The sequence below is a fragment of the Vibrio sp. 2134-1 genome (genome assembly GCF_033339495.1).
The window spans coordinates 1-551 of the sequence record NZ_JAWOUS010000829.1 but is presented as its reverse complement, the minus strand read 5'-3'; the positions used below and the strand labels follow the sequence as shown (position 1 = coordinate 551).

At 47.5% G+C, this 551-nt stretch carries 1 protein-coding gene; it reads left to right on the top strand.

What is annotated here, in order from left to right:
* Nucleotides 1-448 (top strand): putative nucleotidyltransferase substrate binding domain-containing protein (locus R7R78_RS28780; RefSeq protein ID WP_318119825.1); only part of this gene is annotated, 448 nt, incomplete at its 5' end.
* Nucleotides 449-551: the final 103 nt, after the last annotated feature.

Sequence of the window (551 nt, the reverse complement as noted above, 5' to 3'; positions counted from 1 at the left end):
ATTTTTGGCTTGTATGGCTTACAACGCAATTCGAAGAACGCCGCCGTTAGGATTTTTTAAAGATTTCGTGATGGAGAAAGATGGGCGTCATCGCAACTCTATCAACCTTAAACGACGCGGTACCGCGCCGCTGGCAGATTTGATTCGAGTGCATGCCTTGGCGATTGGTTCGCGCTCGCAAAACTCGTTTGATCGATTAGACGACATTAATGACGCCGGGATTCTGCCAAAAGGGCGAGGAATGGACTTGCGAGATGCGATGGAGCTTATCTATATGGTTCGAATCCGTCACCAAGCCTTGGATATTGAAAATGGCGACGAGCCGGATAACAACATCGAGCCAGAAAACATGTCCGATTTCGAACGTCGTAATCTGAAAGCGGCATTCCAAATTCTAAGCAATGCGCAGAACTTCATTAAGTTCCGCTACCAAAGAAGCAGTAAATGATGTGGTTGGCAAAAAATAAGGCGAGTACACCGCTGCTCGATACTTCGCAAACGCCGGAGTGGTCAGTATTGTTTGAGCAGTTGGCAGAGCAAGCGCAAGATCA